The sequence below is a fragment of the Polynucleobacter sp. AP-Latsch-80-C2 genome (assembly GCF_018882185.1).
In the GTDB taxonomy this organism is placed as follows: Bacteria; Pseudomonadota; Gammaproteobacteria; order Burkholderiales; family Burkholderiaceae; genus Polynucleobacter.
In genome coordinates this window covers 251,126-273,220 of record NZ_JACVOY010000002.1, presented here as the reverse complement: position 1 = coordinate 273,220, position 22,095 = coordinate 251,126, and the positions used below count along the sequence as shown (strand labels likewise).

The 22,095-nt window shown below is 46.2% G+C and carries 29 protein-coding genes; 8 read left to right on the top strand and 21 right to left on the bottom strand.

The window, feature by feature from the left end; translation table 11 throughout:
- The first annotated feature begins 61 nt into the window (after positions 1-61).
- The 3 genes from ICN47_RS03860 to pth all read left to right on the top strand — a co-directional run bounded on the left by ICN47_RS03860 (position 62) and on the right by pth (position 2,488).
- Positions 62-1,018: a ribose-phosphate pyrophosphokinase gene (locus ICN47_RS03860; protein ID WP_216218555.1), complete on the top strand. Its 957-nt coding sequence runs from the start codon at positions 62-64 to the stop codon at positions 1,016-1,018.
- A 136-nt stretch (positions 1,019-1,154) separates the two neighbouring features.
- Complete coding sequence (locus ICN47_RS03855) at positions 1,155-1,802, top strand: 50S ribosomal protein L25/general stress protein Ctc (protein WP_216218553.1); 648 nt, start codon at positions 1,155-1,157, stop codon at positions 1,800-1,802.
- 95 nt (positions 1,803-1,897) lie between these two features.
- Entirely contained in the window at positions 1,898-2,488 is a 591-nt protein-coding gene (gene pth / locus ICN47_RS03850) for an aminoacyl-tRNA hydrolase (RefSeq protein ID WP_216218552.1), read from the top strand.
- On the opposite strand, the gene ICN47_RS03845 is transcribed toward pth, so the two are convergent.
- Genes ICN47_RS03845 through ICN47_RS03825 form a run of 5 tightly spaced genes read right to left on the bottom strand, consistent with a single transcriptional unit; the run spans position 2,485 to position 6,645 of the window.
- Complete coding sequence (locus tag ICN47_RS03845; protein ID WP_216218550.1) at positions 2,485-2,751, bottom strand: YfhL family 4Fe-4S dicluster ferredoxin; 267 nt, start codon at positions 2,749-2,751, stop codon at positions 2,485-2,487. The genes pth and ICN47_RS03845 overlap by 4 nt on opposite strands.
- 7 nt (positions 2,752-2,758) lie before the next feature.
- Positions 2,759-3,265: a pantetheine-phosphate adenylyltransferase gene (gene coaD, locus ICN47_RS03840; RefSeq protein ID WP_216218548.1), complete on the bottom strand. Its 507-nt coding sequence runs from the start codon at positions 3,263-3,265 to the stop codon at positions 2,759-2,761.
- Between the two features lie 36 nt (positions 3,266-3,301).
- Complete coding sequence (gene rsmD, locus ICN47_RS03835; protein ID WP_216218547.1) at positions 3,302-3,925, bottom strand: 16S rRNA (guanine(966)-N(2))-methyltransferase RsmD; 624 nt, start codon at positions 3,923-3,925, stop codon at positions 3,302-3,304.
- 3 nt (positions 3,926-3,928) lie between these two features.
- A complete protein-coding gene (locus tag ICN47_RS03830) occupies positions 3,929-5,278 on the bottom strand; it encodes a pitrilysin family protein (protein WP_216218546.1) in 1,350 nt (449 codons plus the stop codon).
- Positions 5,278-6,645 carry a pitrilysin family protein gene (locus tag ICN47_RS03825; protein ID WP_216218544.1) on the bottom strand — a complete coding sequence of 456 codons (1,368 nt, stop codon included), beginning with the start codon at positions 6,643-6,645 and terminating at the stop codon, positions 5,278-5,280. The genes ICN47_RS03830 and ICN47_RS03825 overlap by 1 nt, the downstream gene beginning before the upstream one ends.
- A 63-nt stretch (positions 6,646-6,708) precedes the next feature.
- On the opposite strand from ICN47_RS03825, the gene ftsY reads away from it, so the two are divergent.
- A complete protein-coding gene (gene ftsY, locus ICN47_RS03820) occupies positions 6,709-7,599 on the top strand; it encodes a signal recognition particle-docking protein FtsY (protein ID WP_216218542.1) in 891 nt (296 codons plus the stop codon).
- 92 nt (positions 7,600-7,691) lie between these two features.
- The gene (gene rpoH, locus ICN47_RS03815) at positions 7,692-8,615 is read left to right on the top strand and encodes an RNA polymerase sigma factor RpoH (RefSeq protein ID WP_216218541.1); all 924 of its coding nucleotides are present in this window, start codon (positions 7,692-7,694) and stop codon (positions 8,613-8,615) included.
- A 9-nt stretch (positions 8,616-8,624) separates the two neighbouring features.
- Here the strand turns inward: rpoH and ICN47_RS03810 are convergent, their stop codons facing one another.
- The 5 genes from ICN47_RS03810 to ICN47_RS03790 are packed head-to-tail and all read right to left on the bottom strand — an operon-like array spanning position 8,625 to position 12,678.
- Positions 8,625-9,215, bottom strand: a complete 591-nt coding sequence (locus ICN47_RS03810; RefSeq protein WP_216218540.1) for an SCO family protein — start codon at positions 9,213-9,215, stop codon at positions 8,625-8,627.
- Position 9,216: 1 nt separating this feature from the next.
- Positions 9,217-10,110 carry a heme o synthase gene (cyoE, locus tag ICN47_RS03805; RefSeq protein WP_216218539.1) on the bottom strand — a complete coding sequence of 298 codons (894 nt, stop codon included), beginning with the start codon at positions 10,108-10,110 and terminating at the stop codon, positions 9,217-9,219.
- The gene (locus tag ICN47_RS03800; RefSeq protein ID WP_216862601.1) at positions 10,107-11,237 is read right to left on the bottom strand and encodes a heme A synthase; all 1,131 of its coding nucleotides are present in this window, start codon (positions 11,235-11,237) and stop codon (positions 10,107-10,109) included. Before ICN47_RS03800 ends, cyoE begins: the two co-directional genes overlap by 4 nt.
- Complete coding sequence (locus ICN47_RS03795) at positions 11,237-11,890, bottom strand: hypothetical protein (protein WP_216218538.1); 654 nt, start codon at positions 11,888-11,890, stop codon at positions 11,237-11,239. Before ICN47_RS03795 ends, ICN47_RS03800 begins: the two co-directional genes overlap by 1 nt.
- Positions 11,887-12,678: an SURF1 family protein gene (locus tag ICN47_RS03790; protein WP_255538911.1), complete on the bottom strand. Its 792-nt coding sequence runs from the start codon at positions 12,676-12,678 to the stop codon at positions 11,887-11,889. The genes ICN47_RS03795 and ICN47_RS03790 overlap by 4 nt, the downstream gene beginning before the upstream one ends.
- A 24-nt stretch (positions 12,679-12,702) precedes the next feature.
- Between ICN47_RS03790 and ICN47_RS03785 the strand changes: the two genes are divergently transcribed.
- Positions 12,703-12,915 carry a twin transmembrane helix small protein gene (locus ICN47_RS03785; protein ID WP_216218537.1) on the top strand — a complete coding sequence of 71 codons (213 nt, stop codon included), beginning with the start codon at positions 12,703-12,705 and terminating at the stop codon, positions 12,913-12,915.
- Between the two features lie 64 nt (positions 12,916-12,979).
- Here ICN47_RS03785 and ICN47_RS03780 read toward each other — a convergent pair whose 3' ends face one another.
- The 7 genes from ICN47_RS03780 to ICN47_RS03750 all read right to left on the bottom strand — a co-directional run bounded on the left by ICN47_RS03780 (position 12,980) and on the right by ICN47_RS03750 (position 18,569).
- Positions 12,980-13,834: a cytochrome c oxidase subunit 3 gene (locus ICN47_RS03780; RefSeq protein ID WP_216218536.1), complete on the bottom strand. Its 855-nt coding sequence runs from the start codon at positions 13,832-13,834 to the stop codon at positions 12,980-12,982.
- 29 nt (positions 13,835-13,863) lie between these two features.
- Positions 13,864-14,058 carry a DUF2970 domain-containing protein gene (locus ICN47_RS03775; protein WP_216218534.1) on the bottom strand — a complete coding sequence of 65 codons (195 nt, stop codon included), beginning with the start codon at positions 14,056-14,058 and terminating at the stop codon, positions 13,864-13,866.
- Positions 14,055-14,639, bottom strand: a complete 585-nt coding sequence (locus ICN47_RS03770) for a cytochrome c oxidase assembly protein (RefSeq protein WP_216218533.1) — start codon at positions 14,637-14,639, stop codon at positions 14,055-14,057. Before ICN47_RS03770 ends, ICN47_RS03775 begins: the two co-directional genes overlap by 4 nt.
- 15 nt (positions 14,640-14,654) lie before the next feature.
- Positions 14,655-14,768, bottom strand: coding sequence for a cytochrome oxidase small assembly protein (locus ICN47_RS12930; RefSeq protein ID WP_255538910.1), 114 nt, complete (start codon positions 14,766-14,768; stop codon positions 14,655-14,657).
- Between the two features lies 1 nt (position 14,769).
- On the bottom strand, positions 14,770-16,389 hold the full coding sequence (gene ctaD, locus ICN47_RS03760; RefSeq protein WP_216218530.1) for a cytochrome c oxidase subunit I: 1,620 nt from the start codon (positions 16,387-16,389) through the stop codon (positions 14,770-14,772).
- Positions 16,390-16,429: 40 nt separating this feature from the next.
- Positions 16,430-17,587: a cytochrome c oxidase subunit II gene (coxB, locus tag ICN47_RS03755; protein WP_216218529.1), complete on the bottom strand. Its 1,158-nt coding sequence runs from the start codon at positions 17,585-17,587 to the stop codon at positions 16,430-16,432.
- Between the two features lie 181 nt (positions 17,588-17,768).
- Positions 17,769-18,569, bottom strand: coding sequence for a class I SAM-dependent methyltransferase (locus ICN47_RS03750; RefSeq protein ID WP_255538909.1), 801 nt, complete (start codon positions 18,567-18,569; stop codon positions 17,769-17,771).
- Positions 18,570-18,592: 23 nt separating this feature from the next.
- Between ICN47_RS03750 and ICN47_RS03745 the strand changes: the two genes are divergently transcribed.
- Complete coding sequence (locus ICN47_RS03745) at positions 18,593-19,351, top strand: ComF family protein (RefSeq protein ID WP_216218527.1); 759 nt, start codon at positions 18,593-18,595, stop codon at positions 19,349-19,351.
- Between the two features lie 7 nt (positions 19,352-19,358).
- Positions 19,359-19,829 (top strand): tRNA (uridine(34)/cytosine(34)/5-carboxymethylaminomethyluridine(34)-2'-O)-methyltransferase TrmL, encoded by a 471-nt coding sequence (gene trmL / locus ICN47_RS03740; protein WP_216218526.1) that lies wholly within the window; start codon positions 19,359-19,361, stop codon positions 19,827-19,829.
- Between the two features lie 3 nt (positions 19,830-19,832).
- Here trmL and ICN47_RS03735 read toward each other — a convergent pair whose 3' ends face one another.
- Genes ICN47_RS03735 through ICN47_RS03720 form a run of 4 tightly spaced genes read right to left on the bottom strand, consistent with a single transcriptional unit; the run spans position 19,833 to position 22,090 of the window.
- On the bottom strand, positions 19,833-20,855 hold the full coding sequence (locus tag ICN47_RS03735; RefSeq protein ID WP_216218525.1) for an NAD(P)H-dependent glycerol-3-phosphate dehydrogenase: 1,023 nt from the start codon (positions 20,853-20,855) through the stop codon (positions 19,833-19,835).
- A gap of 22 nt (positions 20,856-20,877) precedes the next feature.
- Positions 20,878-21,381 (bottom strand): protein-export chaperone SecB, encoded by a 504-nt coding sequence (secB, locus tag ICN47_RS03730; RefSeq protein ID WP_216218523.1) that lies wholly within the window; start codon positions 21,379-21,381, stop codon positions 20,878-20,880.
- Positions 21,382-21,413: 32 nt separating this feature from the next.
- The gene (gene grxC / locus ICN47_RS03725) at positions 21,414-21,668 is read right to left on the bottom strand and encodes a glutaredoxin 3 (RefSeq protein ID WP_216218521.1); all 255 of its coding nucleotides are present in this window, start codon (positions 21,666-21,668) and stop codon (positions 21,414-21,416) included.
- An 8-nt stretch (positions 21,669-21,676) separates the two neighbouring features.
- Positions 21,677-22,090, bottom strand: coding sequence for a rhodanese-like domain-containing protein (locus tag ICN47_RS03720; protein WP_216218520.1), 414 nt, complete (start codon positions 22,088-22,090; stop codon positions 21,677-21,679).
- Positions 22,091-22,095: the final 5 nt, after the last annotated feature.

Here is a 22,095-nt window from a genome sequence, read left to right as displayed (position 1 = left end):
ACTGTAGAAACGCTTAAGAAACCACACGACCTTAACCCTTACCCAAACCCATACCGCCCCCATGAACGCTGATTTATTGACTCTATTTACAGGCAACGCAAATCCGGTTTTGGCACAGGCTGTTGCCAAAGAGCTCAATCTCCCCATGGGAAAAGCCTTTGTGGGTCGCTTCTCAGATGGTGAGATTCAGGTAGAAATTCAAGAAAACGTCCGCGGTAAAAATGTCGTTGTAATCCAATCCACCTGTGCTCCGACAAACGATAGTTTGATGGAGCTCATGATTATGATTGATGCCCTGAAACGAGCATCAGCAAGCCGCATAACCGCAGTGATCCCTTACTTCGGTTATGCTCGCCAAGACCGCCGCCCCCGCTCTGCACGGGTTGCTATCTCTGCCCGAATCGTGGCAAATATGCTCCAGTCAGTAGCTGGCATTGAGCGCGTTCTGACGATGGATCTGCATGCCGACCAAATTCAAGGCTTCTTTGATATCCCTGTAGATAACATCTACGCGTCTCCGGTTTTACTGGCTGACCTCGAGGCACAGAAGACCAAAAAAGATTTAATCATTGTTTCTCCAGACATTGGAGGCGTTGTCCGTGCTCGCGCTATGGCTAAGCAATTGGGTACCGATTTAGCGATTATTGATAAACGTCGTCCTAAAGCCAATGTCTCTGAAGTAATGCACCTGATTGGCGAAGTAGAAGGCCGTCATTGCGTCATCATGGATGACATCATCGATACCGGTGGAACCCTCTGTAAGGCTGCTGAAGCCCTCAAAGAGCGTGGCGCTAAGGGTGTTACCGCCTACTGTACTCATGCCGTTCTATCAGGCGGTGCGGTAGCCCGTATCGCAGCCTCAGAATTAGATGAGCTCGTTGTCACCGACACTATTCCTTTGACCGCTGAAGCAATGAAAGTTGGCAAAATTCGTCAATTGAGCGTAGCCCACATCCTGGCCGAAACCCTTTCCCGCATTAGCAAGGGCGATTCTGTCATGTCCATGTTTGCCGAATAAGCCAAAAAACGCTGTTTTACCCCGTTTTTTGGTAGTTCCGAGGCATTTGTAGGCAAAAATCCCCATTCCCACGATATAATCGAAGGCTTTTCTGTTTGGTCGCGAACGGAAATTAACCTTAACTAGGGAATTTAATATGAAAGTTGTAGCCTTTGAAAGAAGCGTACAGGGAACGGGTGCGAGCCGCCGTCTGCGCAATTCCGGTAAGACTCCGGGAATCGTTTACGGTAGTAAAGAACAAGCAGCTGTTATTGAGTTAGATCACAATGCGCTGTTTCATGCTCTCCGCAAGGAAGCATTTCACTCTTCCATTCTAGATTTGGAAATCGGCGGCAAAACACAGAAAGTGTTGTTGCGTGATTACCAGATGCATCCATTTAAGCCATTGGTTTTGCACATTGACTTCCAGCGCGTATCCGCGACTGAAAAAGTTCACATGCGCGTTCCATTGCACTTCACTAACGCTGAAACTTCAGCTGCTGTGAAATTGCAAGGCGCTGCTATTAGCCACATCACTACTGAACTCGAAATTTCTTGCTTACCAGCAGACTTGCCAGAGTTCATCGAAGTGGACTTGAGCAAAATTGAAGTGGGTCACTCAATCCATGCTAAAGACCTCGCATTGCCAAAAGGTGTTTCATTGGTATTGCATGTTGAGCAAGAGAACCCAGTGCTTGCAAACGCACGTATTCCAAGCGTTAAAGCTGCCGAAGTTGAAGAGGCTGCTCCTGCAGCTGCTGCAGCTCCAGCCGCCGCTGCTGACGCTGCAAAAGACAAGGCTTAATGATTTAGAGCTCCATCTTTTGCAAACGAAGGCCCGCGTAAGCGGGCTTTCGTTTTTCTATTTGTAGAAATACTTTTTATCTTTAAACTCGCATCATGACTAAATTAATTGTTGGCCTTGGTAACCCTGGCGATGAACATGAAGAAGATCGGCACAATGCTGGCTTCTGGTTTGTTGACGCCTTGGCCAAACAATTGGGCGTTCGCTTTGAAGTAGAAAAACGCTTTCATGGAAAAGTGGCTAAAGCCAAATGGGAAGGAGAAGATCTCTTTCTTTTAAAGCCAAATACTTATATGAACCTCAGTGGCCAAGCGGTTGGTGCACTGTGCCGTTTTCATAAAGTCTTGCCTGCGGATGTTTTAGTCGTTCAAGATGAGCTTGATTTAAAGCCGGGCACTGCGCGCATTAAGTTAGGTGGTGGTACCGGTGGCCATAACGGCCTTAAGGATATCCAGGCCCACCTAGGAACCCCAGAATACTGGCGCCTACGCCTAGGCATAGGTCACCCAAGAGATTTAGCAGGAGACGGGCGCCCAATGGATGTGGCTGATTATGTTTTACGCAGACCCCAATTAGCCGAACAAAAGCTCATTGATGCCAGCATTGAAAATGGCTTACAGATTTTGCCGCTCTTTTTGAAGGGTGATACTGCAGGCGCCATGTTGGAGCTGCACTCAAAAGCTTAAGTGGAGGCCGCTTTTTTCTGAGCCATCAACAAGTTGTATTTGGCCATTAACTGCACTTGGTTTTCTTTATGTGCCGGATCAAAAGGAATGCAGTCTACTGGACAAACCTGGCGACATTGCGGCACATCGTAATGTCCGACACACTCAGTACACTTATCTGAGTGAATCTCATAAATCTCCAGCCCCATATAAATAGCATCATTGGGACATTCGGGCTCGCACACATCACAGTTGATGCATTCGTCCGTGATCATTAAAGCCATGAATTACCTATTCACCTGACTTTTTATTTAATGCATTGTCAGCAGTCTTTTTCACCAACCATTTTTCGACAGATGGGAAAACAAATTTGCTGACATCGCCACCCATCGAGGCAATTTCACGAACGAAGGTGCCCGAAATAAATTGGTACTGATCTGAAGGCGTCAAGAATAAAGTTTCGACATCAGGCAACAAGTAACGGTTCATGCCGGCCATCTGAAACTCATACTCAAAATCTGATACTGCACGTAAACCACGCACAATCACACGGGCCTGATGCTCGCGAGCAAAGTCTTTTAAGAGGCCGTTAAAGCCAACCACCTTGACGTTGGAGTAATGCCCTAAAACTTCCTTAGCAATATCAATGCGCTCTTCCAGGGTAAAGAAGGGGTGCTTGCTGCGGCTAGAGGCAACACCAACAATCAACACGTCAAAAATACTCGATGCGCGACGCACCAAATCTTCATGACCACGCGTAAAGGGGTCAAATGTTCCTGGATATACAGCGACAGTCATAAATCTCCTAGGGCTTTATCAGCTACAGGCAAGAGTTTAGCCTCTTCTACCCCGAAATAGACAGGCTTTTACGGCCCCCGCTTCTAAGTATTTTCCACAATGCCACTCAGGAAGGAGGGCCTCTACTTCGTCGCGTGAGCGAATGGAGGGAAACTCGACATAAATACCCCCACCTTGAGAGTCATCACAGACCCTAGCAGCCTCAATCAGGGTATTGTTGAGTAAATGCGCATCCTGAAAAGGGGGGTCAATAAAAATCAAATGGCTAGAGCGATCCGCTTGCTGTTTCAAATACTCCAAACTATCTCGTTGCAAAATTTCTACTACACCAGAGACAGGAGATGATTGCAAAAGTTTAAAGTTCACCTGTAACTGAGCGTGGGCTTTTTTATCTTTCTCTAACAGCACAACTGCCTGAGCATTGCGCGAAGCAGCCTCAAATCCCAATGCGCCTGTTCCCGCGAATAAATCCAAGCAACGTAGGCCGCTGAGATCTTGTCCAAGCCAATTAAATAAAGTCTCCCGAACGCGATCCGTAGTTGGGCGTAATCCCGGCAAATCAATGACGGTGAGCAATCTACTCCGCCACACTCCACCAATCACCCTCACCTTTTTAGGGGGCTCCGATTGTTGTCCTTTTTTATGAACGACTTTATTCATATCTTACTGAGGAGCAGCTTTGCTCTGAGCACCTACGACCACGATCTTCATGCGATCCATGGCAAGATACTTTTGAAAGGCCACTGTCACTTGCTCCAAGGTTACTGCTTCAACCTGCTTGGTCCAAACCTCGAGTGTATCGATCGGTAGCTCATTCCAAGCGATAGATGAAACGTTATCCAATAACTTGCGATTGTTATCAATACGTAAGGGGAAGCCATTAATTAAATTAGACTTCGCCGCCACTAAGTCGGATGGCGTAGGACCTTCCGCAATAAATTTGGCAATCGTCGCACTCATGACTTCAAGCGCTAAAGCTGCTTGATCATTTTTAGTCTGCAAACCCGCCTGAAAAATACCTGTGTCTTTACCTGGAGCGAAGTAACTAAATACGCTATAGGCTAGCCCACGCTTTTCTCGAACCTCAGACATTAAGCGCGATACGAAACCACCACCACCCAATACATAGTTGCCTACCAGCAGGGGAAAGTAGTCTGGATTATTGCGGGGTATAGCGGTCATACCCATCGCAATATGCGCCTGCTGCGAGTCGAACGGAATTCGCACCTCCCGCTCTGACAAGGGCTCTACCGGGGAACGTGGCAATGGTGGTAATTGCGCAATTGCGGGTCCAGTTGCTGGAATCTTTTGCAACAGAGCTTGCACGACCTCCTCCGCCTGAGAACGACTCACGTCACCAACAATGCTGACAATCATCCGGTCACCACGATAGAAAGTCTTATGAAACTGTTTTAGATCACCAACATTTACTGAGCCAACCGATTTAACACTGGGAGAATCTCCCAAAGGATTGTTGCCATAAACCATTTTCTTAAAACGGCGTTCCAAAGTAAATTCTGGCTTTGTTTCTGCTTCAAGTAAGTTAGTAATAGAGCGCTGCTTTTCTCGCTCCAGAATTTTGGCGTCGTATAGGGGTGAACTCAGCATAGAGGCCGCCAATTGCACCGCCCTGTCACGCAAATCTTTTCGACTCAAACTGCGGATGCGCATAATCGCGCGCTCACCGCCAACGGAAACCCCAATATTGGCACCTAAGTCAGCAATTTCATCGGCAATTTGGGCTTCAGTCAAAATTCCCCTATCGCCTCGTACCCCATAGCTCATCAGGGCAGCACTCATATCCGCTAAGCCACTCTTGCCGCTTGGATCATAACGATCGCCCGCATCAATACTGATTTCAATATCAACCATTGGTAAAGTTTTTGTTTGAACGAGGTATACCTTTGCACCCTTATAGGAGTCTAGCTTTTCAATCGGCAAAACAGCATGAGCACTGTGCACCAGACCTAAAGCCAATAAACCAACAGCAAATAATTTTTTGAGAGCGCCCATTATTTACTCTCCTTAGCTGGTTCAGATTTACGAGCTTGGGGATCTAATACGGCAATTGTTAAACCCTCATCGACTAAATATTTTTTAGCGACCGCTTGAACCTGTGCAGGAGTAATCGTTTGCATCTTCTCCAACATATACTCAATGTCTTTCCAGGAAAATCCTGCCATCTCATTGCTACCAATTTCCATAGCCTGACCAAAGATGGAATCTCTCTTATAGATTTGCTCGGACAAAATACGCACCTGAATACGCTTTAACTCAGACTCTAAGATTCCTTTTTGCTTCAGATCATCCAAGGCTTTACGAATACTGGCTTGTGCTTGATCAACCGTCTTACCTTTGGCTAGCGTAGCCCCAATCAGAAATAATTCGGGGCCACGAGACACCATGTCATACGAAACGCCCACATCGTTGACGACTTTCTCTTGTTTCACCAGCACTCGATTAAGACGCGCATTGTCATAGCCATCGAGTACAGCGGATAAAAGCTCAAGCGCATAGGGCTCTGGATCATCTAGCTTGCCCGACTCAAGACGGGGCACTTTCCAGGCCATCGCCAATTGCGCGTTATCGGCAGCTGCTTTTACTAACACCTGTTTGATGCCTTTTTGCGGTGGTTCTATCTGGGGCTTCCGAACTGGGAGCTCATGTGGAGTGGCAGACCCATAATATTTCTGAACCATCTTATAAATCTGCTGTGGGTCCACATCACCACTGATGACTACTGTCGCATTATTGGGTGCATACCAACTACGATACCAATCACGCGCGTCCGCAGCTTTCATATTGACTAAATCATTCATCCAACCAATGACAGGATGACGATAAGGTGAACTCATAAATGCGGTGGCCATCAGTGATTCATTTAGAAGGCTACTTGGATTGTCTTCCGTGCGAAGCCGGCGCTCTTCCATGATGACCTGAATTTCTTTCGCAAACTCTGCATCATCAAAATTGAGATTAGACATGCGGTCAGCTTCAAGCTTCATCACATCCTCTAATTTGGATTTTTCCACTTGCTGAAAATACGCAGTGTAGTCACGTGAAGTAAAAGCATTCTCGCGCCCACCCACTGCCGCTACCAAGCGAGAAAATTCTCCTGCTTTCACTTGATGAGTACCCTTAAACATCATGTGCTCAAGTACGTGCGCAACACCCGTGCGGCCATTGGTTTCATCCATGGAGCCTGCGCGATACCAAACCATATGCGCGACTGTTGGGGCACGATGATCTTCCCGAACAATCAATTTAAGGCCATTGTCTAAATTGAACTCATGGGTGTCGGCCGGTTGACCACTTGCTGCCCATGACAAAGGCGCAAATAAGAACAGGAAAAAGGAAATTCGGAGTAAATTTGATCGCATCTGCTAAATCACCATATCCCTAGAATTAAATTGATAAGATACAAGGTTTAAATTGTATCGATTATGTTCGGCTTACGTAAAACCCTCGGATCTCTTTTTAAATCAGGCAAGACTGATGAAGCCTGGTTTGAAACTTTAGAAGAATCACTGATTCAAAGTGATGTGGGCCTGCCTACGACCGAACAATTGATCGGTAAATTACGCAAGGCTGCTAAATCAGAAAAAGTTTCTACTCCTGAGGAGCTACAAGCGCTACTCATTACTGAAGTTAGCGCACTACTCAAGCCCTTAGAGTCTGCAGTCAACCCCCTATTTATCGCTGACAAAGCAGCTATTCCAGAGATTTGGCTAGTCGTGGGCGTGAATGGCGCCGGCAAGACAACGACGATCGGTAAGCTTTGCCGCCTATTTCAGGCGCAAAATAAATCAGTACTGCTCGCTGCTGGGGATACCTTCAGAGCTGCAGCGCGCAATCAATTACAAGAGTGGGGCGGTAGAAACCAAGTGGACGTCATCACCCAAGAAGGTGGCGATGCTGCTGCAGTAGCGCATGATGCGATTCATTCGGCCATCTCTCGCAAGAGCGATATTTTGATTATTGATACCGCCGGTCGTCTTGCAACACAAGATCACCTAATGGAAGAGCTTAAGAAGGTAAAACGCGTCATTGGTAAAGCCCTTCCTGGGGCCCCACACCACACGCTTTTGGTTTTAGATGGCAATACAGGACAAAACGGTTTAAGCCAGGTTAAGGCCTTCCATGCAGCTCTGGGGCTTACCGGAATCATCGTAACCAAGCTAGATGGGACCGCCAAGGGTGGTGTGATCTGCGCTTTGGCCCATACCCTCCAAGAAGGTCCAAAACCTGCAGTTTTAGCCCTAGGCAAAGGTGAAGGAATTAACGATTTAGCCCCCTTCACAGCAGAGCAATACTCCTCAGAATTATTCAACTAAATCATAGACTTACAGATATTTATAAGGATTAGCACTCTATTGACAAGAGTGCTAAAATAGTCCTCTATTAACACCTCATATTTATAAAAAAAATGGTTCAAAAGAAAGCTGATCAACCGAACTTGCAAACGCTGCCCGTCGCGCAGACTGCGGCGGCCTCTGCATTTCCAATGTTGCCATCCCTTGGGGTTGGCACACTCGATTCCTATATTGCGTACGTGAATCGCGTACCCATGCTGAGCGCTGCGGAAGAATTACATCTTGCGCAAGAATTTCGTCGTACTGAAAATGTCGACGCCGCTAAAACTTTAGTGCTCTCGCATTTGCGTCTAGTTGTTTCGGTTGCACGTCAATATCTCGGATATGGCATTCCGCACGCAGACCTGATTCAGGAAGGCAATATTGGTTTAATGAAAGCAGTAAAACGCTACGACCCAAATAATGGGGCTCGTTTAGTGTCATATGCGATTCATTGGATCAAAGCAGAGATACACGAATACATTCTCAAAAACTGGCGCTTAGTCAAAGTAGCAACGACCAAAGCACAGCGTAAATTATTTTTTAACTTGCGAAGCAACAAACCTACCTTGAGCGCACTCACTCCAGGCGAAGTAGAAGCTTTGGCCAAAGCCCTAGATGTCAAGGGTTCAGACGTTAAAGAAATGGAAATGCGCCTTGCGGGTGGTGATGTTGCGCTTGAGGGCGATGACAGTGATGATGAATCTGCTTACGCCCCAATTGCTTGGCTTGCTGACAATAGCCAAGAGCCAACAGAAATGATCGCCAGCGCTGAAACCGATGCACTGCAAGGTCCTAAACTGGATCAAGCATTGATGGCTTTAGATGAGCGCAGTCGAAATATTGTGCAGTCTCGTTGGCTAGCCATGGATGCTGATGGCAATGGCACAAAAACCTTGCATGATCTTGCCAGTGAATACGGCATTTCTGCAGAGCGCGTTCGTCAAATTGAAATGGCTGCGCTGAAGAAGATGCGCGGCATGTTGCAAGCCGCTTAAGTTAGCAAACTACTTCAACAACTCCTTCAAATCGTGCGCCAAGGTCTCTGGACCTTGCGCATGCTTGATGTATAGACGCAAATGTCCTTCCGGATCAAATGCATAACTTCCCGCTGTATGATCCAAGGTGTAAGAGCCAGGGCTGCTGCCGGGTACTTTTTTGTAATAGATCTTAAAGTCTTTGGTAACTTTCTCTAGAGCGGCGTCATCTGCTGGTCTTAAGCCTAAAAAGCGTGAATCAAAGGCAGGAACATACTGCTTCAAAATAGCAGCCGTATCGCGAGCCGGATCCACCGTCACAAAAAGTACTTGCACCTTATCGGCCTGAGGGCCTAGCAAGGTCATTACTTGCTGCATCTCGGTTAAGGTCGTTGGGCAAATATCAGGACATTGGGTGTAACCAAAGAACATCACTACGACCTTGCCCTTAAAGTCAGCAAGCGTTCTGACTTTTCCATCTGGATCGAGCAAGCTAAAGTCTTTTCCAAAAGCAGTGCTACCAGTGATATCGATATTCTTAAATTCTGGCTTAGGGCTGCAAGCAGCTAAGGCTAAAAATAAAATTGCAATGAAGCAAGAACGTAAGGTGGTGAATTTCATCTTAGAGAAAATAATGATCGATCAGTAATGCTGCAAAGAGCAGGGATAAATACGTAATAGAGAAGCGAAAGGTCTTCTTCGCCAGTGCATCACTATAAGAAACAAACAAGGCAATCACGTAAGCCAAGAACATCAGACCCAGAACAATGGCAGAGGTCAAATACACCATGCCACTCATGCCATAGATATAAGGCAAGAGAGTTGCAGCAATCAAGATGAGGGTGTAAAGCAAAATATTTAGAAGGGTAAACCGTTCACCATGAGTTACTGGCAACATTGGTAAGCCTGACTGCACATAGTCATCGCGACGATACAACGCTAAAGCCCAAAAATGTGGGGGCGTCCAAACGAAAATAATTAAGACTAAAAGCCAAGCTTCGGCGGAGAGGGTATTCGTCACTGCAGCCCAGCCTAACGCAGGGGGCATTGCGCCAGAAAGACCACCAATCACGATATTTTGTGGCGTTGCAGGCTTTAATAACCATGTGTAGATCACTGCATAACCCACAAAAGTAGCGAGCGTTAACCACATGGTTAAGGGGTTGCAAAAGTTCCACAAAATGATCATCCCAAGCGAGCCCAGAATGATTGAAAAAATAATGATGTGGAAAGGCGTTACTTCGCCAGTCGCCGAGGGACGCCATGCTGTGCGTTTCATCTTGGCATCTACCGCTTGCTCAATGAGACAGTTCACTGCAAAGGCAGCACCAGCCAATAACCAAATCCCCACAATTCCACCAAAAAGAACGGGGTAAGGCACCATACCTGGCGTGGCCAAGAACATCCCAATCACCGCACAAAATACAGCAAGCTGAGTAACCCTAGGCTTAGTGAGAACCCAGTACTGGCGCCAGCGCGGCATCGCTTCTGGAGCAGAGGTTTTAGGAGTACTCATAATGACTTTGCAATCTTTAGTTGAATGGGTGACTTCCATGAAGCCCAATAAGCCATTCTGACTAAACAGAATACTAAAGCAGCAGAACCTGCGGTGTGCATTAAGGCAGCAATCAAAGGCCACTGGAATACCACATTAGAAATTCCGGTAATGACTTGTAATAGCAAAAGCGTAAAAAGCAATCTTGCAAAACGCTTGAGCGTTGGGGTTGCTGGAGTTGCAAGACGGTATGCTGTGAGCCCTAAGAAACCCAGACAAAGCAAAACCAGAATCGCAAAGACACGATGCGCCCAATGAATCGTTTGCAATGCCACCGGCGAGATAAATTCACCTTGCGCATTTAAGCCCAATTGACGCCATAAGGTAAATCCTTCAGCCCAATTTGTCTCAGGCCAAGCAGAGCCTAGGCAGGTCGGAAAATCAGGGCAGGCTAACACCGCATAATTTGTACTCACCCAGGCACCTAAAAAGACTTGCATGAATAAGACTGCCAGGGCAATGGCAACTAGGGCTGCAGGCACGGGTTGAACACGCAAAGTCCGCACAACAGAAGAACTCACTTCCCAAGTTTGCTGAGCATAAGCAGTCAAGCAAGCTAAAAGAATTAAAGCCAAAATTAAATGCAAGCTCACAATGATGGGCTGCAATTTCAGGGTGACAGTCCATGCACCAAATGCACCTTGCAAGCAAACCAAGAAAAGTAATCCCAAGCTAGCAATGAATGGGGCTTTTCCTAAAGACTTCACTTTGCTAAACGCTAAGGAAACTTGCACCAAAATTAACGCGCCCACAGTCATGGCCAAATAACGATGGATCATTTCTATCCATGCCTTCATCACCGTCACAGGCCCAGTGGGCATAGCATTCTCAGCCAATTGAATATCGCCAAGAGCATGAATGGGGTTTGAGGTGCCATAGCATCCAGGCCAATCAGGACAGCCCAAGCCAGAATCTGTCAGACGTGTAAACGCGCCAAAAACAATTAAATCAAAGGTCATGAAGACCAAAACCCAATTGAGCTTTTGGAGAAAGCTATACCCTGGCCTAGTCCAAAGATAGGCCAATGGTAAGCCTGCAAAAATCATTGCGATGGCTGCCAACTCTAGGTACACAATCAAACTCGACATTACAAACTTTCGCCCTTGTGATTGAGTTTCAGGAGTTTTTCTAAATCTTTTTTCATCGCAGAAAATTCTTTAGGAGAATTTGTGATTGGGAAATACATCATCTTGGCTGGACTTGGATCAATTAACTGAATCTGCTGACCAGCACCCTCTTTATTTAGCCATCCCTCAAAGTCAGCTCGGCTCTTAGGATCCGCAGGCATAGCTACGACTTGTAAGCCTGCATTTTTCTCATCGTAAATCTTTACCACCTCTGGATCTACTGGCTTGCCGTCGGTGTTAACCCAGAGTAGTTGAACGCGCTTACTCTCTCTGCCCATAGCAACACGGGTCTGGCGCATTAAAAATAGCGCTTCAATACACTTTTCATCTTTGATCTGACATTCGCCCGCAGGACGGGCAATCAATAAAGTCCACTTACCCTGTACAGGGGTTGTAATCCATGCAGGATTAAATTCTTGCGCTGGATAGACCAAGGTGCCGAAGTTTGTTTTGCCGCCTTCGAGCTTAAATACGTAGTAAGCCAAATAAGATGCAATCACTGGCGAAGCACAAGCTAAGAGCAATAACAGCATCTGTATGCGGCCACGACGAGTACGCGCATTAATTGCAGAATCCGTCTGCGATGCTGGAATTAATAAATCTTTATCACTCACCCTTGATCCCCACTTTTTAAGTCCGGACGTTTATATTGCCGCAGTCCACTCGCCAACCAAAATACAAATCCAGCAAAAGCCAAAGCAAACCACTGGAATGCATAAGCATAATGGCGATCGACTCCAGTTGTCAGAGGCGCCCACTCTCGCAGTAGGCCATCTGGAATTCCAGATTCTTCGAGACGCAAGATAAAAGGACTTTGCGCCCAGCCGCGCAACTTTGCTTCACTCTCTAAGTCTAGGTTTTGCTCTATACGCGGTCCATTGAGTGGCGGCGCAGATTTGCTAGACCCTAGCTCATAGACCTTGCCAGGGTGAGCAAAAACGATTCCCTCAACATTCACAGGCCCTACGGGAGTTTGTATAGGCGGCAAGGTTTCGCGATTCTCTTGATTACGTGGTGCCCAACCTCGGTTTACCCATAGGATCTCATCACCGCCCTCTAATCTCAAAGGCATCAGCAGATAAAAGCCAGCCTGAGCAGCATTTCCAGAGCCGCCTTCTGGTAAAGGCCTGGGTCGGTTATCTAACCAAATCGCAGCCTCAGGGAGATAACGCCCTCGAGCAGTCATACGACGCTCACTAGCCTCCGTCAAAGTCCATGCGCGGTCATTCGCACTCAGAATTGGCATTTGCTGGCGAGCCAGCAAATTGGCGGCTAAAGCAATTTTGCTCTCAGCCCTCCCCAACTGCCAAATACCGGCAGCACAGCCAATCACGATGATCAGCAAGGCTGATACAGTAGCAACTATGCGCTTAGTAATGAGGGCAGTAAAAAGACTATTCAAGAGATTTATAAATAAGGATTTGAGATGAAGTGGCTTATTCCGATTGTCCTACTAATGATTGTTTTTAGCTTAGGATCAGCCTTGTATTACATGATGAAAGATAAGGGCAATAGCTCCCGAATGGTTCACTCACTCATGCTGCGTATCGGACTATCTATTGCCCTGTTTCTGGGGATTCTTTTGGCCCACTACTTTGACCTGATTGAAGCCACTGGCATTAAAGTAGGCACTAATTAAAAAGCTGCCAAATCATTGGGGCTGAAAAATAAATCGGGGCTTACGCCCCGATTTTGTATGCCATTTACATCCAGTAAACAGCGATGTAGAGGCCAAGCCAGACAACGTCGACAAAGTGCCAGTACCAAGCAGCGCCCTCAAAAGCAAAATGGTGCTTAGAGGTAAAGTCGCCACGAATCATACGGCGCAAAACAATTGCCAACATCGTGCCACCCAAGAACACGTGGAAACCATGAAAACCGGTCAACATGAAAAAGGTTGAGCCATAGATACCAGAAGTCAATTTCAAATTGAGCTCATGGTAAGCATGGTAGTACTCGTAACCCTGGAAGCACAAGAAGATGAAACCTAAACCTACGGTTAGAGCTAAGCCAATAATGGCTTTCTTCATATGGTTCTCTACCAAGGCATGGTGAGCATAAGTAATCGTTACACCAGAACTGAGCAATAGCAATGTGTTGATTGTTGGGATTGGCCATGGACCCATGGTGGTGAATTTCTCAACCAAACCAGCAGGGCCATCATTAGGCCAAACAGCCTGGAAATTAGGCCAAATCAGTTTGCTCTCAACATCACCCATCCAAGGCATCGCGATATTACGCGCATAGAACAAGGCAGCAAAGAAAGCGCCGAAGAACATGATCTCAGAGAAGATGAACCATGCCATCGACCAACGATAAGAAATATCTACGTTGACGCCATTCTGACCAGAATTGGATTCAGCAATCGTATCGCCAAACCAGTTATAGAGAACAAATAGAATCCAGGCCACACCAACCAAGCTCAGAGGGCCGCCCCAAGAGGCATGATTAACCCAGCCGGACATACCGAAACCAAAGGCAATTAAGCCAATAGCGGCCATTGCAGGATGTCTAGATAGTCCAGGGACGAAATAGTATGGGGTTGAATTGGATGACATCTTATTCTCTCTATTCAATCAAAAAATAATCAATGGGAAACAACTGCTTTTACTATCAATAACAGGACGGCCATGAAAATCAAGGCCCCAATTACACCCGCAATGATAATGTGTACAAAACTTAGTGAAGCTACATCTTCCTGCAAACCTGATTGTTTACGCACTCCCAGAAAACCCCACATCACGGCTTTCATAGACTGCATAAAGCTACTTTTCTTCTTCATGAAACCACCTTTGATTTAGGAGCGGGGGGTGTGCCGCCTAAGCCCAACTCAAAGAAGGTGTATGACAAAGTAATTGTTTTCACATCCTCAGGCAAGCCTGCATCAATCACAAAAACCACCGGCATCTTCTTCGTTTCATTAGCCGCTAATGTTTGTTCCTGAAAACAAAAACATTCTAATTTCGTAAAAAACTCTGTTGCGCTTTTAGGCGCATAACTTGGTATTGCCTGTGCTCTTACAGAGCGACTCTGATTATTAGTGACCTCATAAACAATCTCAGTCATTTCACCGGGATGCACTTCTAAGAAGTTCTTCACCGGCTTAAAAGTAAATGGCCCGCGACTATTGGAGTCAAATTCAATGGTCACTGTACGAGCATAGTTAACCTGCGTATTGCCAACCTTATTCGGGCTAAAGGCTCTGACACCGTAATCATTCTTATTGGTGACCACATTAATGCCAGTGACCTCACATAAGGCCTTATACAAAGGAACTAATGCGTAGCCAAAGCCAAACATCATCAATGCTGCAATTAAGAGCTTTAATAAAATTTGACGATTGAGTGATTGAGTAGAAACCATTATCTTTGATTGGGCTTATCCCAGAACACTCCATTTCATCACAATACCGATGAAAAAGACGATCGCAATGCTCAGCAGAATCAAGGCAAGGCGACGATTATTCGCCGCCAGCACTTGTTTCGAAGACAAATTAGATTCCTGCTTCACGCATCTGCTCTGCACTAGGCGGAGTTTCAAAAGTATGGTGTGGAGCAGGCGAAGGAATAGTCCACTCCAAACCTTTTGCGCCATCCCATGGTTTCATTGGTGCCTTTTGGCCTTGACCGCGGTACGCTGGCAACACTACAAAGAACAAGAAATACACTTGTGACAAACCAAAACCCAATGCGCCGATTGAAGCAACCATATTGAAATCAGCAAATTGTGTTGGGTAGTCTGCATAGCGACGTGGCATACCAGCGAGACCCAAGAAGTGCATCGGGAAGAAAGTGATGTTGAAGAAAATCATGGAAGTCCAGAAATGGATCTTGCCACGGGTTTCATTGGCCATGTAACCAGTCCACTTAGGACACCAGTAGTAGAAGCCAGCAAACATTGCAAACAATGAGCCCGCTACCAATACATAGTGGAAATGGGCTACAACATAGTAAGTATCTTGCAAACCGATATCAATCGGGGCCATTGCCAAGATCAAACCCGTAAAGCCACCCATCGTAAATACGAAGATAAAGCCAATTGCCCACAACATTGGAGTTTCAAAGGTCATTGAACCTTTCCACATGGTTGCAACCCAGTTGAAAATTTTCACGCCGGTTGGCACAGCAATCAACATCGTTGCGTACATGAAGAACAGTTGCCCAGTTACCGGCATACCTGTTGCAAACATGTGGTGAGCCCAAACGATGAATGACAAGATCGCAATCGATGCGGTTGCATAAACCATAGAGCTGTAACCAAACAATGTCTTTCTGGAGAATGCTGGAACGATTTCACTGACGATTCCGAATGCAGGAAGAATCATGATGTAAACCTCTGGGTGACCAAAGAACCAGAAAATATGTTGGAACATGACTGGATCGCCACCGCCAACTGCGGAGAAGAATGAGGTACCAAAATGACGGTCAGTGAGGACCATAGTGATAGCGCCTGCCAATACAGGCATTACAGCAATCAATAAGTAAGCAGTAATCAACCATGTCCAGCAGAACATTGGCATCTTCATCAAAGTCATGCCAGGAGCGCGCATGTTCAATATAGTCACGATGATGTTGATCGAACCCATGATGGAAGAAGCGCCCAATAAATGGAGGGCAAAAATTGCCATATCCATACCAGGGCCCATCTGAGAGGTTAGTGGAGCATAGATTGTCCAACCACCTGCAGGAGCGCCTCCAGGAACTAGGAAAGAGCTAAACAATAAAGTTGCAGCTACTGGAAGAATCCAGAAGCTGAAGTTATTCATACGAGCAAACGCCATATCCGATGCGCCGATTTGCAAAGGCACCATCCAGTTTGCAAAACCAACAAAGGCCGGCATGATCGCACCGAACACCATGACTAAACCATGCATGGTAGTAAGTTGATTAAAAAACTCAGGGCGGAAGAATTGCAAGCCTGGTTGGAATAATTCCAAACGAATTCCCAAGGCCATCGTACCGCCTGCTAGCAAGCTGATAAACGAGAAGATCAAATACATCGTACCGATGTCTTTGTGGTTAGTCGCGAACAACCAACGGCGCCAACCATGTGGCGTGTGATCGTCGTGTGCGTGATCGTGTGCGTGATCGTGGGTAGTAGAGACTGTGCTCATGGATTACTCCGGTTTCGTTTTATCTGTATTAGTGAATGGATTACTTGCCGCCACGTGCGGTAATAATTTCTTGGGTCTGAATCACTTCACCCGTTTTATTACCCCATGAATTACGGGTATAGGTAATGACCGCAGCGATATCGCCATCAGAAATCACACCAGCCCATTTCGGCATTGCATTTTTACCGTTAATCAAAATGTTGTACTGGCCTTCCTTCGGACCATTCACCACCTTGCTGCCATCAAGCGCCGGGAATGCTCCAGCACCTTTACCGTTTGGCTGATGACATGCAGCGCAATTTGATGCATACACTTTTGCGCCACGCTCTTTTTGCTCATCTAAGGTGTAAACCTTTGCTGGATCATCAGAGGTAGACGCCATTTCTTTCTTCTTGCCTTCAACCCACTTGGTGTAATCCTCTTGTGACACTACCTTTACAACGATAGGCATAAAAGCGTGCTCAGCGCCACACAACTCAGAACACTGACCACGGAAGGTACCAATAGTCTCAGCCTTGAACCAAGTATCACGTACAAAGCCTGGGATTGCATCTTGCTTTACACCAAAAGCTGGGACGGTCCAAGAGTGAATCACGTCATTCGCAGTGGTAATCAACCGAATCTTCTTACCAACTGGCACAACCATTTCATTGTCAACTTCCATCAAATAGGTATTTGATTTAGGTGCCAAGTTGTTGATTGCTTCACGTGAAGTAGCCAAGGTTGAAACAAAGTTAATGCCTTCGCCTTCACCCTTGATGTAGTCGTAACCCCATTTCCACTGATAACCAGTGGTCTTAATAGTGATATCTGAATTGGTTGTGTCTTTCATCGCCACAACTGTTTTGGTTGCTGGCAATGCCATACCGATCACGATGAGCAATGGAATCACGGTCCAAATAATTTCAACCGTTGTGCTTTCGTGGAAAGAGGCTGATTTGTGACCCAATGATTTGCGGTGCTTCAAAATCGAATAAAACATTACCCCGAAGACGCCGATAAAAATCAATGCGCAAATAACCAACATCATCCAGTGAAGCCAATGGATTTCTTGCATGATTTTGGTTGCTGGAGCAGTGAAATTCAGCTGATTCACAGCAGGGCCGCCAGGCATATTTTCTGCTGCAAACGCTAATGCAGAACCGAAGGCTGCTACTAAATAGAGCGAAGCCCTAGTGACTTTTCCAAATAAATTCATCTTATTCTCTGTTTATGGTCGCGAGCATGGCAGCAAAAAACACCACCTAAATGCCCAAAATGCGGTCTAAAGCCAATACATCCAGCGGTGATTATAGGGTTAATTGGATACAAGAACAAACCGGGTTAACCCAGCTTCATCCAATCTTGGCAAAGCTTTAAATGATAGTAAGCACTTACACTTAAGCAGAATCCCGCCTAGTCTTGTGTCCAATTTGATTTATATCAATATAAGCAACGTTGTCCTGCGCTTTAGCAAGGTGCTTTCCAATCGCCCAAGCATGCCCATAAACCACCTCTAAAGTCAGTTTCTGGGGCAAAAAGCCGCTTTTAAACGCTTGGTCAGGGGCATGCTGGAGGAGTTTTAAAGCCCGTGCATCGTTCAAAAGAAGTGCATCTGACGCATAGTCCAAATTGAGGAACTCCATATCCATAACGGGATCTGAAAAACGCTCACCTAGGACCGCATCGCCCATATCGTGCATATCCCAGGGGCTCAACAAATTCTTCGATTTCAATACAGCAGCATCTAGGGCGCGTAATTCTTTACCGGTATCAGGGCCTAAATAGCTAAAACTCAGCAAACCACCCTCTTTTAGGACTCGCCAGCACTCTTGGAGAAAATGGCGTGGATCAGCCAAATCTTGCAATAAGAGATCGCTAAAAATTAAGTCCACCGAATTATCTGGAAGATCTAGTTTTCCGGATTTGAGATAAACGGATAAGGGGCGGCTACTGCCTCCCTGAAATAAGCGACGCCAGAGTTGCTTTGCCTGAAAACGTAAGGCCCCTAAACCCGTCATAGGCTCTTCAGAAATACCATGAATGCAGGCGCCTGGAAATCGCTTGGCCAATGCAGTCAAATAGCGTCCTGGAAATTCTGGAATCAGCAAGACATCTTTGACATCTAATTTCACAATGTCTAACTTTTGCAGCATGCGATCTGCAATTTCATCCTGTAGCCATGTGATTGATTGGGTCATTGGCTCAGTATACTCAGCGCCCCATGCAATTTCTAGACAATATCTTTCAATCGATTTGTTCCCAGCTGCTCCCAACAGCATGCATTATTTGCGATCAGTTTCAGGCCGATACTGTATGCAAACAATGTCAGCAATCGCTGCAAGAAGATGCGCTTTGTCATTACGAATGTTGCTATCAATGCGGACTTCCTTTGAAGCAATCAGAGCTTATCCAAAAGCGATGCGACTCATGCAAAATAAGTCCACCTCACTTTGACGAAACAATTTGTCTAGATCGTTACGACGGCGTTTTGCAAAATGCTTTACACCAACTTAAATATCAAAAGCGTATTGCCTTTGCGCATGGATTAGCTATTGCGTGGAATAACGCTCTGTCTGAGCAATTAATACAAGCTCCAGAAAATTATTTACTCCCCGTGCCACTGAGTACAGAAAAACTGTGTATGCGAGGATTTAATCAAAGCTGGGAATTGGCAAGGCGTATTCGATGTGGCCCCCAGATTCGAAAATTACCTCATGCGTTAAAGCGGCATCACCGTATTGAGCAGCAAGCGGGGAGCCCCCTCAATGTGCGTCAATCTAAAGTACGCGACACTTTCTATCTCGACCCAAACGTCATTGGTCTTTTGCAGAATAAAGCGGTCATTGTTTTTGATGACGTCATGACAAGTGGCTCTACCTTAGATGAAATTGCTCGCGTTCTGAAGGACAATGGCGTATCGCGCGTCATTAATTGGGTTTTACTCAGAACCACTAAACCCATCCATGAAAGTAGCCTGTAAGCACACTATGTTTAATATCGTTTTATTCGAACCTGAAATTCCACCTAACACTGGCAACATCATTCGTTTGTGTGCCAACACCGGTGCGATGTTGCATTTAATTGAACCCTTAGGCTTTCCAATGGAGGATGCCAAGTTACGCAGGGCAGGCCTTGATTACCATGAGTTTGCTAGAGTCAAAGTGCATCCTAATTGGGCCCAGTTTCTGGCGGATGAAAAGCCGGACCCCCAACATCTCTTTGCCTTAACCACCAAAGGAGTGGGGAAGTTTCATGAGGGTAAATATTCACCAAATGATTATTTTGTTTTTGGATCTGAAACAAAAGGCATTAGCGATGAAGTTCGAGACTCGATTCCTGTGAGCAATCGCATGCGCCTCACCATGCAAGATAGCAGTCGCAGTTTGAACTTATCGAATACGGTAGCAATTGTGGTGTACGAAGCCTGGCGTCAGAATGACTTAGCAGGCGGGAGCTAAATCTTAGGCTTCGATCTTGGGATCGCGCCCCATGAGTTTTTTAACAGCCTCTTGCGCTGCAAGCTTGCCAGCTAAGACCTCACCCATCATCTCGGTAATCGGCATTTCGACCTTTAGACTTCTTGCCAGATCTCCAATCGCCGAGGCACAGAGCACCCCTTCAGCCACATGACCCAAGCCACTCAATATTTCAGGCAGGGGCTTGCCGGCAGCCAGCTCAAGACCTACACGACGATTGCGGGATAGATCTCCTGTGGCAGTCAAAATTAAGTCGCCCACTCCGGTGAGGCCCATGCAAGTTTCTGATCGGCCACCAGCAGCCTTTACCAAACGCATCATCTCAGCTAGACCACGCGTTAACACCGCGGCGCGTGCATTCAAACCCAAATCTAAGCCATCACCAATACCAGCAGCAATCGCCAGCACATTCTTCACAGCACCACCCAATTCAACACCAATTAAATCGTCGCTTGAATAGATACGCATATTGCCGTGATGAAAAGCGCTTTGTACAATGGCGCATAAATCCTGTGAGTTACTGGCAACAGTTAATGCACATGGCATTCCTGCAGCAACTTCGCGCGCAAAGCTTGGACCTGATAAGGCCCCAAAGGAATGATTTAAGCCATGACTGTGTAATTTATTTTCACGCTCTACAACTTGGTGAGGCAAAAATGTCGTTTGAGGCTCTAGCCCTTTACACAACCAAATAATATTCAGGGGATGTTCAGCTTCTTTTAGAGCCTGCGCAATGGTTTCTGAAAGACCAGACATTGGCGTAGCAACTACCAATAAATCTTGTGATGAGAGCCTCTTAATCGCTTTAGAAAAATCGCTTTCGAGTTTCAAGTTTTTGGTAAGCTGAATGCCTGGCAAGTACGCTTGATTGACGCCACTTGCCTCCATCTGCGCTAATTGATTAGCGCTTCGTGACCATAAACAGACATCCTGATTTTGCAGATAGCGAGCGGCTTGGGCAGCCATTGCTGTTCCCCAGGCTCCAGCACCGAGCAGCGTCACTTTCATGATCTGTGGGCCTGTCTCAGACTCAGTTAGAAACAGCGCCCTTGCTTTCCTCAGCAGCTGCCTGTTGAGCCTGCATCAAGCGGTGCTCATACATGCCATGGAAATTAATCTCATTCAAATGGATTGGTTGGAAGCCAGCACGGCTGATGATATCGGCCATGTTTGAACGCAGATACGGGAACAAAATGGTTGGGCAAGCAATCCCTAACATAGGATCGATCTGCTCGACTGGGATATTGCTAAATTCAAAAATACCCGCTTGCTTAGCCTCAATTAAGAACAAGACTTTAGCTTCTACTTTTGCAGTGATAGTGGAGCTTAAGGTCACTTCAAAAATACCTTCGCTCAGGGGCATCACTGCAATATCGACTTCTACTTGAATTTGCGGCTCAGCGCCCACCATCAGAATTTGTGGAGCATTTGGTTGCTCTAATGACAAATCTTTTAGATAAATTCTTTGAATCCGAAATCCAGGCTCATTCGCGCTTTCATTGCCCGCTTGGGGTGCAGAAGATTGTTCAGTCATCGCTAACTTTCTTTTCTTTAGGTATTAATGCATTAAGCCAATAGTGGATCTAAATTACCAGCGCGATCCAAAGCTACTAAATCATCGTATCCACCAACATGCGTCTCGCCAATATAAATTTGGGGGACAGTGCGGCGCCCTGTTCGAGTCATCATCGCTTCACGTTGAGCGGGATCACGATCGATCAAAATTTTTTCTAAATTAGCTACGCCTTTTTTTAGGAGTAACTTTTCTGCCATCACACAATATGGGCAAACCTGTGTGCTATACATCGTTACTTGTGGCATCTCTTATCCTATTTAATCAATGGCAGTGCAGCTGCCTTCCAGGCTTGCACGCCGCCGTCCAAGGAGCCTACCTCTACAAAGCCCAATTTTTGGACCTCGGCAAGCGCCTTACGCGATTGGGTACCTGTTTCGCAAACCATCACAACGGGGTTTTTGCGATCTAACTTCAATTTCTCAATGGCAGCGGTAATGCCTGCAACATCAATATGCTTTGCCCCAGGCAAATGTCCTGCCTTGTAGGTGTCGATAGGACGCAAATCAAGGACTGCCGCCTTACGTCGATTTATCCAAATAGTGGCTTCGGTAGGCGACAAGCCTTTTCCGCCAATAAGCGTAGATAATGTGGGTAGGAAAAGCGCTATGCCCGAAACGACTAAAAGGGCAATAAGCGCTAAATTATCAATTTGCGTGAGAAAGTTCATCACCG

Excerpts from the sequence above, each read along its gene's own strand:
- coaD (WP_216218548.1), bottom strand. The coding sequence starts at position 3,265 with ATGACTGTCGCTGTATATCCAGGAACATTTGACCCCTTTACGCGTGGT.
- pth (WP_216218552.1), top strand. The coding sequence starts at position 1,898 with ATGACTAAATTAATTGTTGGCCTTGGTAACCCTGGCGATGAACATGAA.
- grxC (WP_216218521.1), bottom strand. The coding sequence starts at position 21,668 with ATGCCACAAGTAACGATGTATAGCACACAGGTTTGCCCATATTGTGTG.
- ICN47_RS03860 (WP_216218555.1), top strand. The coding sequence starts at position 62 with ATGAACGCTGATTTATTGACTCTATTTACAGGCAACGCAAATCCGGTT.
- ICN47_RS03780 (WP_216218536.1), bottom strand. The coding sequence starts at position 13,834 with ATGTCATCCAATTCAACCCCATACTATTTCGTCCCTGGACTATCTAGA.
- ICN47_RS03810 (WP_216218540.1), bottom strand. The coding sequence starts at position 9,215 with ATGAAATTCACCACCTTACGTTCTTGCTTCATTGCAATTTTATTTTTA.
- rsmD (WP_216218547.1), bottom strand. The coding sequence starts at position 3,925 with ATGAATAAAGTCGTTCATAAAAAAGGACAACAATCGGAGCCCCCTAAA.
- ICN47_RS03775 (WP_216218534.1), bottom strand. The coding sequence starts at position 14,058 with ATGAAGAAGAAAAGTAGCTTTATGCAGTCTATGAAAGCCGTGATGTGG.
- ICN47_RS03830 (WP_216218546.1), bottom strand. The coding sequence starts at position 5,278 with ATGGGCGCTCTCAAAAAATTATTTGCTGTTGGTTTATTGGCTTTAGGT.
- coxB (WP_216218529.1), bottom strand. The coding sequence starts at position 17,587 with ATGAATTTATTTGGAAAAGTCACTAGGGCTTCGCTCTATTTAGTAGCA.
- ICN47_RS03855 (WP_216218553.1), top strand. The coding sequence starts at position 1,155 with ATGAAAGTTGTAGCCTTTGAAAGAAGCGTACAGGGAACGGGTGCGAGC.
- rpoH (WP_216218541.1), top strand. The coding sequence starts at position 7,692 with ATGGTTCAAAAGAAAGCTGATCAACCGAACTTGCAAACGCTGCCCGTC.
- ICN47_RS03720 (WP_216218520.1), bottom strand. The coding sequence starts at position 22,090 with ATGAACTTTCTCACGCAAATTGATAATTTAGCGCTTATTGCCCTTTTA.
- ICN47_RS03785 (WP_216218537.1), top strand. The coding sequence starts at position 12,703 with ATGAAGTGGCTTATTCCGATTGTCCTACTAATGATTGTTTTTAGCTTA.
- ctaD (WP_216218530.1), bottom strand. The coding sequence starts at position 16,389 with ATGAGCACAGTCTCTACTACCCACGATCACGCACACGATCACGCACAC.
- ICN47_RS03825 (WP_216218544.1), bottom strand. The coding sequence starts at position 6,645 with ATGCGATCAAATTTACTCCGAATTTCCTTTTTCCTGTTCTTATTTGCG.
- ftsY (WP_216218542.1), top strand. The coding sequence starts at position 6,709 with ATGTTCGGCTTACGTAAAACCCTCGGATCTCTTTTTAAATCAGGCAAG.
- ICN47_RS03750 (WP_255538909.1), bottom strand. The coding sequence starts at position 18,569 with ATGACCCAATCAATCACATGGCTACAGGATGAAATTGCAGATCGCATG.
- ICN47_RS03745 (WP_216218527.1), top strand. The coding sequence starts at position 18,593 with ATGCAATTTCTAGACAATATCTTTCAATCGATTTGTTCCCAGCTGCTC.
- cyoE (WP_216218539.1), bottom strand. The coding sequence starts at position 10,110 with ATGAGTACTCCTAAAACCTCTGCTCCAGAAGCGATGCCGCGCTGGCGC.
- ICN47_RS03800 (WP_216862601.1), bottom strand. The coding sequence starts at position 11,237 with ATGTCGAGTTTGATTGTGTACCTAGAGTTGGCAGCCATCGCAATGATT.
- trmL (WP_216218526.1), top strand. The coding sequence starts at position 19,359 with ATGTTTAATATCGTTTTATTCGAACCTGAAATTCCACCTAACACTGGC.
- ICN47_RS03770 (WP_216218533.1), bottom strand. The coding sequence starts at position 14,639 with ATGGTTTCTACTCAATCACTCAATCGTCAAATTTTATTAAAGCTCTTA.
- ICN47_RS03845 (WP_216218550.1), bottom strand. The coding sequence starts at position 2,751 with ATGGCTTTAATGATCACGGACGAATGCATCAACTGTGATGTGTGCGAG.
- secB (WP_216218523.1), bottom strand. The coding sequence starts at position 21,381 with ATGACTGAACAATCTTCTGCACCCCAAGCGGGCAATGAAAGCGCGAAT.
- ICN47_RS03735 (WP_216218525.1), bottom strand. The coding sequence starts at position 20,855 with ATGAAAGTGACGCTGCTCGGTGCTGGAGCCTGGGGAACAGCAATGGCT.